Below are 11,967 nucleotides of genomic sequence, written 5' to 3'. Positions count from 1 at the left end.
TTTATACGATTTACTCCGCTCCATATAAGGCGCGGAACTCATCCTCCAGCATAGACATCGTAATCATATGATGAAACTTCCCGTCCAAATAAAGGGCGTCCCGCTCTACTCCTTCGCGCTGAAAGCCGAGTTTCTCGTAGACATGGATAGCACGGGGATTAAAAGCGTAAACGCCGAGGTGAATCCGGTGCAGCTTAAGCGTCTCAAATCCGTACCGAAGCATATGGACCAACGCCTCCGTACCGTAACCTTTGCCGCGATGCTGCGCTCCTTGAATGCCGATCCGTATATTCGCGCTCCGGTTGGTCGTATCGATTTCATTCAACACAACCTCGCCCAGCAGCTCATTCGTTTCCTTCAAAATAATAATAAAATCAACGCGCTCCTCATCCACAACGCTGATTTTTCGAATCCATGCTTCGATTGTTTCACGGGTGAACTCCGTTTGCGAGCCTGTCAGCAGATTCATCTCGGAATCTTGCAAAAAAGCATAATAAGCTTCCAAATCGGATTCCCGCGCCATCCGCAAATCAATGTTGCTGCCCTTTATTTGAGGCACTGTCCGTTCTTCCTTCAAGGCTATTCCCCCCATCGTCACTACTATCTTCATTAAACGGAAATATGAATACATGGTTGCGCTTGTCAGCTGGCAAACAAATGAATAACCGTCAGCTCTGGTTTGGCGAATAGTCGCAGAGGCAGCCTTGTCGTTCCGATCCCTCGATTGACATACAGCGTTAGCGGCCTTATTTTTCCTTGAAGCGTGTACTGCCCTTCGATGTACTTATCGGCTAATGAGGTTGTAATCATCGGCTTTAGAAAAGGGATACGGAACTGCCCGCCGTGGCTATGCCCCGAGAGCTGCAAATCTACCGGATAATCCGTGAATCGGTCCGCGGTGTCCGGCTCATGAACGAGCAGCAAATTAAAATCCTCCTCGCGAAGCGATTGGAGCGTACGCTTACTCTGCGGCTTACCGAGCAAAAAATCATCAAGCCCTGCCAGAGACAGCTTTTCTCCGGCAGCGGATGTAAGGGTGTGAACCTCATTCACAAGGACAATGAACCCCGCTTCCTCCATATATCGCTTGTACACCCGGTTGCCGCCCCCGCCTCGATCATGATTGCCGTACACCGCATATTTGCCAAGGGGAGCCTCTATGCTTGCCAGCACCTTCTGAGCCTTCTCTCTATTTTTCGAGCCGTACTCGTTATATTGATCTATTAAATCACCAGTAAATGCGACAATATCGGGCTGGAGCAGCTGGATGCGGTCAACAAGCGCTTGAAGCTGATCTACCGTAAAGTCCGGGCCTAAGTGCGTATCCGAAAACTGAACGATTTTTAATCCATTAAAAGACTGCTTTATTTGTCTGTTTACGATATTGATCCGGGTCACTGACAGGGTGTTAGGCTCAATCTCTATCGCGTAGAACCCGGTTCCGCCTAGGAAAAGCAGGATCAAACAAAAGGCTAGAGCGATTTTTCTGAAAATCACTTCGTTAAGCCATTCTTAATCACGTTCCATATCGGATTATCGGAATCCGACGGTTTACGAACCGGCAGCTCCCCTTTGTCTCTAGCATCCCAGTATTTCCAATCCGGCTTTTTGCTGCCCATCTCATAATCCATGCCATCCCACGTATCCTCGCGAAACGCGTAGAACGACCAGTGCCATCCCTGTTCATTAAATATCGAAATGAGATCCGCCATATATTGATCCGCGCCGCTTACCATACGATTAATTCCGAATTCCGACGCTATAATCCGGTTTGCAGGGAGTTTATGATCGGTTGCCCACTTCGTCACAGGCTCCAAAAACTGTTTAAGGGCATCGCGGTTAAACGTGATTTCATTCTGTTCGTTTCCGACCTTGACTGCCCCCGGATAAGCATACTTGAACCCTTTTTTATTATTTTGGCTCGTCATCTCGTAAGGCTCATACATATGGAAAGCGTACAGGACGTTAGGATCGTCAATCGGCTTTAAATATTGAAACGCCCACGGCGTCGCATAGAGTCCAGAATCAACGATAATTGGCGTATCCTTGTCAACCGTACGAACCGCTTTGACAATCTCATCGTAGAGTACGTTCAAATCCGCTGCCGTATTCTCTACCTTGGCATACCACTCGGTGTAATTCTGAGTCCAAAAGTCGTTGAAGCCGGCTGCGGTTTCGGGATGCGGCTCATTGATCAGGTTGTAGCCGGCTATGGCAGGGTGGTCTTTTAGCCTTGACGCAAGGTCCTTCCAGAAGAGGGCAGACTGCTTATGATAGTCGCGGTCCTCCCAAATCCGATCGTCATTCTTATTGCCATTGAACTGTCTCCATCGATCTCCCGGCAGGCTAAGGACCGTCAATATGACCTTTACGCCTTTTGCTTCAGCCGCGTCTAAATCCGCCTCCAGCCTTGCAAAATCCTCTTCCACAATTCCCTCATATTGATCTGCGCTGCCTATTAGAAAATCTTCCTTCGGCTTGTTATCCGGCTTATCGTTAAACAGGTAATCTCGTTCTTTGCCCCATTTGTCGGGAGCGAGCCTAATGAATGCAATGCCTTGCTCCTTCGCTTCTTGATAATTGACCGGAAGCGAAGTGGAGTTCATAAAATTAGTTCCTTTTCGCTGAAAATTCCAATAGCCCATCTTCTCCGAAGGAAGGTTTATTTTGTCCACTTCGCTGGTAATTGGCCCGCTAGTTTCTAATGGCTTGGACGAGTCTGTGCCGCAGCCGGCGGCTGTTGCTAGAATAGCCAACGTAAGCATACTATTTCTTACGATGGACCATCCGCCTTTCTTCAATGCTTGATTCATTATGAATCACCTCGAAGATGATCATAGCCCCTCATTGTTACGCCAATATGACAAAATAAAAAAGACATCGCCGCGGGTCGCTGCTATGTCTCTGCTTAACCCGAGCGAACAGGCAAGGAGAAATAAAACTGTATTTCTTCCGCCTCAGCTACAGTACCGTAAGGCGCCTCATGCTTCTCTAAGATCGCTCGCACGATGGACAGTCCTAGGCCTGAGCCGCTTAGCTGCTTATTTCTTGAGCTCTCCATCACATAATAGGGCTGCCAGATTTGTTTTAAATTCTTCTCATCCCAAGAACGAATGCTGTTGCGGATCGTAAACAACAACCGCTCCCCTTCATTCGCAAGTTCAATTCGCACCCTAGGCTCATTCGAATATTTAAGCGCGTTGCTTATAAAATTGTCCAATACGATGCCGATTTTCTGCTGGTCTCCTCGAACGATAGGCTGATGCAGCCGACGGTCATCGACCTCAACCATTTTGCCCGCGTGTTGGATCGCAACCTCATAGTTATCCAAAACACGAACAAGCAGCGCCTTGAAATTGAAATCCGCCATATGGTAAGGCTCATTTTGAAGCTTGGCTAAGTGAAGCAGCTTGTCTACCAAAAGGGCCATTTCATCCGTTTTTTTGTCAATGACATGTAGAAAGGTGCCGTCGTCAAGCCCATCCCGAATGCCGGAGGAATATGCTTTTATCAACGCAATCGGTGTTTTAAACTCATGCGAAATATCGGAAATGAAGCTTTGCAGATTATCGTTTTTTTGTTCCAGAGCAAGGTGGGCATCCTTCAGCTTATCGCTCATTTGATTGATGCTTGCCGCCAGCAGCTCAATCTCATCCCCTGTCTTTAACTCGGTTTTATGGAAATCAAGATTGGAGATATCCTCGGCGTTTTTGGCCAATTCCTTCAAAGGGCGAATGATCTGCCTTGCTATTAGCCAAGCTAATCCTAGCGTAAACAGCAGTGCGCCTACCGCGATAAATAGATTGAACGTATTGACGGCACGCAGCGATTGATCCGAATGGGCAACAGAAGTGCCTATGAGAACGAGCTTATCATCCACTCGGAGGAATGTGACAAGAAAGCTCGTGTTCAGCTTCGTCTGGTTGTACAGCTTATGGACCGGTTTATTTTGCTTTAGCTCCTTGATACTCTCTTCGGACAGCCAAAACTTGGATAACGAAACGCCCTCGGCATAAAGCTTCCTTCGTATCGTTTCATTCAAATCATTCAAATTGCTTTCAAATTCCGAGCTTACGATCGTTACGTTGTATTGCTGCTCCAGCTCGGCCTCCGCTTTGGCTAGCTCATCCGTACTTGTACGCTGAACGGTTGCCGTCAGCTCGGCTAAATTCACCTTTTTCTGGTACAGCATATATTTCGGCAAAAAGTACGTGTTCACCAAAAAGGAAACAAGGAATACCGAGCATATCATGATAGCCATACGCCAAAACAGCTTCCGGCTTAGCTTACTCATCGTTCAGTTCCAAGCTATAACCGCTGCCCCGGTGCGTCTTGATTACTTTCTCGCCCACTTTTTCCCTAAGCCGCCGAACATGGGTGTCTACCGTTCTTTCCTCGCCAAAATAATCGAAGCCCCATACTTTGTCGAGCAGCGTTTTTCGGCTTAAAATATGGCCTTTGTGGTCAATCAAGCATTTCATCAGCAGAAACTCTTTATTGGTAACCTCTAAATCTACGCCGTCTTTATAAATTTTCCCGCCTCGCATATTCACTCTTAAGCGACCGAGTACAATATCCTCTTCCATATTCAGCAGCTTTTTCGCTCGCAAAATCAAAATACGTGGCTCAAAGGGCTTGCGTACATAATCGTCCGCACCGGTCTGCAAAGCCTTTAGCTCATCTTCCTGCTCGCCTTTTGCGGTTAATATGAGCACTTTAGCGAATTGCTGTTTTTTTAATATTTTGCATACCTCGATCCCGCTTAGCTCAGGCATCATCCAATCGAGAATCGCTAAGTCTATCTTGTGATTGATGCTTATATCAAGAGCCTGCTGCCCATTTTGCGCGGAATAGATTTGAAAGCCTTCTTTTTTAAAATAAGCGCCCACGATTTTGAGCATGTCAGGATCATCATCGGCAATAAGTATGTTCATGTTGCGCTCCTTAGCTTAGCAATCCATGGTAAAGGCGTTCGCCATCCATCTATTATTGTATTTCTGCACTATTCTATGCGCTCGGTTCTACATGCCTGTTCCTCAAAAATTGCTCGAGTTGAGTTATGCTTTCAAATTTCCGAATGGCTACGCCCTTTGTTTTAAGGTGGTTTTGCAAAAGCTGATCAAGCTGCTCCACCGCTTCCTCTAATGGCGCGAACTCACGGGGATCGAGCAGCGAAGCCATATTCGGAAAGCCTAATTGGCCATAAAGGGCTTGGTAGTTCAAGCTTAGATCCGGCCAATATCCATACTCCGCATAATAAAGGAAACGGGCAATTTCATCCTGCACGCCGACAGCAGCAAAAAAAGCAGCGTCATAATCCTTGTTTTCGCAAGCGGTACGGATTTTATCGAGCACACCTTTGATTTCCTCATAAAAGCCTGCCATTCTCGTTGGATAGGACTCACCTTCGGAATACGTTTCTTTTTGCTTCAATACCAATTCAAGTATATCCTGCGTTAGCTGCTCGCAAGCTTTTTGAATTTCGGCTGGTATTTGGGAGATCATTATTTGCTGCATAAGCTGCTCGAGACGATCGGGTTTAAGAGGAAGCTGCATTATTTGTTCCTTGTTTTTGCCCCACCCTCTCGTAAAGTACGTTCGATTCAACAGCGCTAGGCTCTCGAGCAGCGTCGTTAAAGCTCCATATGCTTCCGTTCTAAACAGGGAGATGCCACCGGAATCCACAAGCTGGCTCATTTTATACAAATGCACATAAACGTCCCGCAGCTGCGATTCCGCTTTCCCGGTCATTTTCAAACCTTGCTCAGACGTATGAATAATCTTCTCGCGCAGCGCTAAGAGACGAGCTCGGTCTTCTTCCGAACGAACGTATAAGATCTCGCAGTTTGCGATAATGGTCGTGAGTGGCTGGTCGAATGCCGCCATTCTCTCCGCCCGCTCCCAGCTGATGGGCCAGAAATCAAAGCTTATGTCGTTTAACACAAACTGGATGCTTTCACGGTAACCGCCCTCGTCAGCTGGAATGAAAAAGAAATCCAAGTCCGACCGTTTGGTGGCAGTCCCTTGCGCATAAGAGCCGTAATACGCGATTAAGGCAATGTCTTCCGGGCAATTCGCCTTCACATGTTGAACTAGCGTATGAGCAACATCGAATATATTGTCCATTTAAATCCCCCTTGTTTGGACATCCGCTGCTTCAGCATTCGGATATTTTCATTAGCCCTTTGCCGATAAGGTTAGATGAAACCGGCTTTTTGCCCAACTCGCGCGCCCAGACAGACAATTGACCGACGTGGTGAATTTCGTGGGCGATCACATGGCGCATAATTTCCCCCCATGCATCGATCACCACGCTCCCGTCCGGCCGCTCGTCATAAAAAGGCCGCTTCTCCATACTCACATCCCAAGAACGCACAAACGCTTCAACCTCTGCATGAAATTCAGCATCGAGCTGGCGAACCTTCTTAAGCGTACGGTAGCCCTCAAAGCTTTCTTGGAAATCCGATTTCCCTTGAATGGCTCGAATCCAGCTCCACTCCACATCAACAATGTGAAATAGCGTATGCAAAATGCCCCCAACGCCGCCAGTCCGACTGCGAAGCAGCTCCTCCTCCGGCACGTCCTCACACCACCGATACCACTCTTCCCTGACCTGCCAATTGTAACGGAACATCGTATCCACTCGAAGAGCCTCCTTTTCCTATCGTCGACTAGAATCGATAATAGCTTACTATAAGAGGGAGATTAGTTCTATGTAGAAAACAGATATAAGAAGCTAGACGATCTATATACGAAGGAAATGCACCTAATAAAAATCCCCTTTGGGCAGGCAGTGCAAAGTTCAGTCTAACATGAACTTTTTTCACTGCGTGCTCTAAGGGGAACATTTTATAGACGGGGTGTCTCGCCTGCGTTTAATTGCCGATACACCTCAATTGGAAGCTTAGGCCTGCGGTTGAAATCGAGTAACCCATTTTTCTCTTGCTCCACATCGGTCAGCTGCGTATAGCAATAGCCCTGAAGTCCACCCGCTGCAATAATCGGACTCATGACGGCCATCAAACGATTTAAGAAATCCTGATCGTCTTTTGCAGCCGAGTATCCCCAGCCGTCGCCGTTATCTTGCATGTATGAAATGCCGCCGAACTCCGACAATTGAACAGGTTCGCCCTGATACGAATAACCAGGCAAAATAATTTTTCTCCCTTGCGGATCGCATTTGACCGATAGCTCCTTGGTCGAGTACCTGCTCTCCAATATCTCTTGCCTGCTCTCGTAATCATGAATGGTGTAAATGTCTGATTTCACGTGCTCCCAGCCGTCATTTGAAATGACCGGCCTCGTATCGTCAAGCGATTTGGTCAAATAATAGAGCGAGGAAGCATGATGCTGCTGCCTTTTATCTATTAGGATATTGGGCGTACCCCAGCTTTCATTAATCGGAACCCATACGACTACACATGGATGATTGTAATCACGATGGACCGCCTCTTGCCATTCATTCATGATACGGGACACGTATTGCTCGGAGAATTGATAAGCATTTGCCATCTCCCCCCAGACAAGTAGGCCTAGCTTATCGCACCAATATAGATAGCGCGGATCCTCGACTTTTTGATGCTTCCTTGCCCCATTGAAGCCCATTTGCTTGGTCAGCTCCACGTCTGAACGCAGCATCTCATCGCTTGGAGCTGTGAGGACCCCGCCTGGAAAATAACCTTGATCCAAAATCAGCTTCATGTAATAAGGCCGATTATTTAAACAAATAACGCCATCCTCAATCGAAATTTTCCGCATTCCAAAATAACTTTTCACTTGATCGAGAGCTCTTTCGCCGTCAAGCAGCATCATTTCCACATCATACAAGTTTGGCCTCTCCGGCGACCACCAACGTCCGAGTCCATGATCGTTGAAGTCATGCAGCCTTATCGATACTTCCTCTTCCTGAGCCATAACCCGTATGACATCCTCAGCAATCAAATCACCTTTGAAAGATATTTTAATGCTGAGACGCAAGCCATTATATAATTCCGTTCCTTTTATAAAGCTGCGAATATGAATTCTATTCGTATCAATATCCGGTGTCAGCCTGATGCTGCTCACATGCGCGGCATTTACCGCCTCGATCCAGACGGTTTGCCAAATTCCAGTCGTCCGCGTATAGAAGACCTGCTCCGACTTTTCCTTCCAATACTGCTTTCCTCTAGGCAGCGTGACGTCCTTGCTATAATCTTGAGCACGAACGACTATCGTATTTACGCTAAGCGTATTCAAAACGGCTGTAATATCTGCTTGAAATGGCGTATGTCCGCCCTCATGGCTCGCTACTAAATGTCCGTTCACCCACACCTTTGCCTCATAATCGACTGCGCCAAAATGCAGGATCACTCGTTTGCCTGCAAACTCATTAGGAAGCTGGACTTCTTTGCGATACCATACAATATCGTGAAATGCTTGCTCATTAATTCCACTCAGCTCGCTTTGGTAACAAAAAGGGACTTGAATCTTACGGTCAAACGGCTTCCCTTCATACCATTTATTATCGTTTCCTATATTTGCATCATCGTAAGCAAATTCCCATTCCCCATTCAGATTTAACCAGGATGCCCGCTCAAATTGCGGTCTTGGATATTCATTGCGTAAAGGATATGCCATGCTCCCACTCCAGTTCTATTGCTTATGTTTTTATATTAATCCTCTAGCGGCTTCGCCATCATATTGTAGAAAGCCATCGCAGAACGTTCGGAACGTATCCCTGCTTTGCCATGCAAAAATGGATTAGCATCCGTGTAGTCAATTAGCGGCTTCGATTCACCGTCTAGGAAAACTCGAATGCTGCCGCCTTTTACGACGATTTTTAGCGGATATCTCCGTCCTATCTCTAGCTCTACAGTTTCACTTGTCATTAGCATCATGTCATAATTCAAACGATTCAAGGTCAATTGCGAAGATGAAATGCCGATGTAATAGCCCATCGCCGCATCCCTGACTTGATTTGGATGGTAGGATTCATTCGTCTCGCGAACGAATACGCCGCCGGCATCTGCTGCTTCATTTAACTGAACGTCAACTGACAATTCGTAGTCGTCCCAGTTATCGCTGCCTATAAAGAGCATGTCATCCTCTGTACCGCTGCCTTTATAGCCGCCTTCAATCGGTCCAAACAATCCCATGCCCGTTTGACTAAGCGATTGATCGAACAGCTGCTGCGTCTCTAGCTTCTCAGCAGCGAAGAATTCAAAGTTTAGAAGCTCGGCCTGCCCGGATTTGAGCTTCACTTTTAGCTCATGAAAACCTGCCGAGATGTCCATTGTTCCAATTCGAAGCTTCGCTATATCCTCGGCAAAGGCAGGATGATCTGCTTTGATCGTCGTTTTCACTGCTTCTCCACCGTCTATTGACCATTCCAGCACAACATCCTTTTTCGGCTTCCGAAGCGTGAGCCCGACTCCGTAATTTGCTGCTTCGTTCGCATTGATCTTATATTTCAACCAGTCTCCGCTCTGCAGCAAACTGACCGAATAACTGCCATTCTCCTGCTTGCGAATCGGCACACCATCAGCTCTCCGGTAATCGCTCGCCTCTATTGTCTTCTGCTCCGTATGGAAACCTCGCTCAGCGTCCTTCAAATAATGAACGGCCTCTATTGCTCCAGGCACCGGCTTGTATGCTTCAAAATCACTGCTGCCGTCAGCGTCATTCGTAAATGCGGTATATTCATAGATTGGCTTCGTTTGATCGGCAATGTATCCCATTTTCCCACCGGCTGACTCAGCTGCACCCTCCTCCATCTTCTTCATCCCATCGAAGAAAACGAGAACGCTGCCCTCACGCCGCTCAACACGAATCGTATGAAGCTTCGTGTAATCAAATTCGTTTGGAAGCGCTGCATGAGCGATCTGCTCCTCCGCACCATTTTTTACGATGACGTATCGAACCTCATGTTTGGCAGGCAGCAGCTTGACTGCTGCATAATTAGATTCATCCAAATATGAAAAAACGGTTGCAATGCTGCCATTGCCCACTGATGCGACAGTACTATTCAATCGGAAATTATATTCGGCGATAAAAGTCTCATCTGTCGATTCAGTGCTGAGTACCGTGCCTTCTTTTGGCGACTCTGTTAAGTTCGAGCTTCCCTCTGAAAGCCAGCCATACCATGCAGGCATCGCAGGCGCGGGCTGCTGATGGTCATGCGTCGGACCCATTATAACCAGCTTGTCGCCGTTATAAGCAAGGCGATCAATGTTCAGTTCACGAACTGGCGGACCCTCCGCGGAGCGCCCAACTAAGTTATGGTAAGTTAAATAATAGGAATCCATATCCGGACCGAGTACTGTCGCACTATGACCAAGCCCTTTAAACTCATCCTTCACGTTAATGACAATCGGATTGTTAGACGGAACCGTATAATCGCCGAAGGGTCCATCCTTTGAAATGGCATAATTGACTCGATAGCCGTTGCTAAATACATGATTGCCGGTATAAGTCATGTAGTACAAGCCATTGCGCTTCCATATCATGGAGCCTTCCGTCCAATGCCCAAGAAAGGCATTCGTCGTGATGCCAACATCGATGGTAAACGGATCAGGCATTTCATGGGCAACTATGCCCTGTGTTCCCGCATTCGTGAAATACCATTTGCCGTCATCATCGATAAAGACAGAGCCGTCAATGGTATTGCCTAAATTGTCGGTTTTGACAACGAAAGGACCCGTTGGGCTATCGCTCTGCAGCACATAATGCCCTTGGCCAGCAGGAGAAGTATATAAATAGAAGCTGCCGTTCCAGTAGAATACCTCGGGAGCATATGCACCTGTCGTTATAACATCCTCCGTAACTAAGCCTTCATAATTCCAATCCACCAAGTTCTCAGAGCTCCATGCTTTAATCCCCGGACGCCAATCCTTTGTGCTGCAATATAAATAAAACTTGCCATTGTACCGCATGATGAAAGGATCGCCAATACCATAATCCTCCCATTCCTGATCGAGTTTAAACGAGTTTGTATACATCTTCGCATCCTCCTTCAACAAGATTACCTCCGCCTCTTCCGGTTCTGACTGGCATCCGCTTAGCATTAGCGATACAGCTAGGAGGACGACCATCATTATCGTCCTCTTATTTTCTAATCTGCTCATCCTCATCCTATTAACCTTTCAACCCGCTAATCGCCATCGACTCGATGAAATAGCGTTGACAGAAGAAAAAGACGAGTATGACAGGTACCATGGATATCATTGAGGCCGCCAAAATAACCGGATAATTAGAGGAGCCCATGTATTGCGATTGCATAGATGCTATGAGCACTTGAATCGTTTGCTTCTGCGGGGAACTCAAATAGATAAGCGGTCCCATAAAATCATTCCATATGCCCATAAAGCTTAGCGCTGCCTGAGCAGCAATCGCTGGTTTGGCAACCGGCAGCGCAATAGTCCAAAAGGTTCGGAAGAAGCTGCTGCCGTCAAGCTTGGCCGCTTCAACGAGTTCATTTGGTAGGCCGCCCGCCAAAAACTGCCGCAGGAAAAAAATAACGACGATATTCCCGAATAATCCCGGCACAATTAACGGCAGAAGCGTATCGGTCCAGTTGATCGACGAGAACCCGATGAACTGTGGGATCATGACAACCGAAAAAGGAATCATCATCGTGCCAAGCAAGGATAGAAAGATGGCATCCTTAAATGGGAAATCGATCTTTGCAAAAGCATAGGCAGCCATCGTTGAAACGAATAAACCAATGACAAGAACGAATACAACAATAATCATGCTGTTCATAAATCCGCTAAGCAGCGGCGAATCGTTCCAAGCGGTAGCATAGTTTTTAAATGTAGCCGGGTCTGGAATCCACTTTGGCGGAATTTCAAACACATTGCGTTGATCTTTTAAGGAAGTGGATATGGTCCATACGAACGGCGCCAGCATAACAATCGAGCCGATACAAAGAATGAGTGCCACCCATAGGTTTGTTAAACGTTTCTGCTGCATTTGAAATCAAACTCCCCT

Annotated in this window: 10 protein-coding genes; all 10 read right to left on the bottom strand. The window is 47.0% G+C overall.

Features of this window, described 5'->3' with window-relative positions; genetic code table 11:
• Positions 1-10: 10 nt before the first annotated feature.
• The gene (locus ADU23_RS15275) at positions 11-577 is read right to left on the bottom strand and encodes a GNAT family N-acetyltransferase (protein WP_231637404.1); all 567 of its coding nucleotides are present in this window, start codon (positions 575-577) and stop codon (positions 11-13) included.
• 65 nt (positions 578-642) lie between these two features.
• Positions 643-1,497 (bottom strand): metallophosphoesterase, encoded by an 855-nt coding sequence (locus ADU23_RS15270; RefSeq protein WP_063846010.1) that lies wholly within the window; start codon positions 1,495-1,497, stop codon positions 643-645.
• On the bottom strand, positions 1,494-2,645 hold the full coding sequence (locus ADU23_RS15265; protein WP_053377648.1) for a glycoside hydrolase family 5 protein: 1,152 nt from the start codon (positions 2,643-2,645) through the stop codon (positions 1,494-1,496). Before ADU23_RS15265 ends, ADU23_RS15270 begins: the two co-directional genes overlap by 4 nt.
• Before the next feature lie 263 nt (positions 2,646-2,908).
• Positions 2,909-4,294 carry a sensor histidine kinase gene (locus tag ADU23_RS15260; RefSeq protein WP_053374510.1) on the bottom strand — a complete coding sequence of 462 codons (1,386 nt, stop codon included), beginning with the start codon at positions 4,292-4,294 and terminating at the stop codon, positions 2,909-2,911.
• Positions 4,287-4,934: a response regulator transcription factor gene (locus tag ADU23_RS15255; protein ID WP_053374509.1), complete on the bottom strand. Its 648-nt coding sequence runs from the start codon at positions 4,932-4,934 to the stop codon at positions 4,287-4,289. Before ADU23_RS15255 ends, ADU23_RS15260 begins: the two co-directional genes overlap by 8 nt.
• A gap of 73 nt (positions 4,935-5,007) precedes the next feature.
• Positions 5,008-6,126 carry a nucleotidyltransferase domain-containing protein gene (locus tag ADU23_RS15250; RefSeq protein WP_053374508.1) on the bottom strand — a complete coding sequence of 373 codons (1,119 nt, stop codon included), beginning with the start codon at positions 6,124-6,126 and terminating at the stop codon, positions 5,008-5,010.
• A 31-nt stretch (positions 6,127-6,157) separates the two neighbouring features.
• Positions 6,158-6,643, bottom strand: coding sequence for a DinB family protein (locus ADU23_RS15245; protein WP_053374507.1), 486 nt, complete (start codon positions 6,641-6,643; stop codon positions 6,158-6,160).
• A gap of 206 nt (positions 6,644-6,849) precedes the next feature.
• Positions 6,850-8,616 carry a glycoside hydrolase family 2 protein gene (locus ADU23_RS15240; protein WP_053374506.1) on the bottom strand — a complete coding sequence of 589 codons (1,767 nt, stop codon included), beginning with the start codon at positions 8,614-8,616 and terminating at the stop codon, positions 6,850-6,852.
• Between the two features lie 35 nt (positions 8,617-8,651).
• Positions 8,652-11,072: a family 43 glycosylhydrolase gene (locus tag ADU23_RS15235; protein WP_197286069.1), complete on the bottom strand. Its 2,421-nt coding sequence runs from the start codon at positions 11,070-11,072 to the stop codon at positions 8,652-8,654.
• A 40-nt stretch (positions 11,073-11,112) separates the two neighbouring features.
• Positions 11,113-11,949 (bottom strand): carbohydrate ABC transporter permease, encoded by an 837-nt coding sequence (locus ADU23_RS15230; protein WP_053374504.1) that lies wholly within the window; start codon positions 11,947-11,949, stop codon positions 11,113-11,115.
• Between the last annotated feature and the right edge of the window lie 18 nt (positions 11,950-11,967).

Origin of the sequence: Paenibacillus sp. FJAT-27812 (assembly GCF_001273905.1) — a bacterium.
GTDB lineage: Bacteria > Bacillota > Bacilli > Paenibacillales > Paenibacillaceae > Pristimantibacillus.
This window is presented reverse-complemented; position numbering and strand designations above follow the sequence as displayed.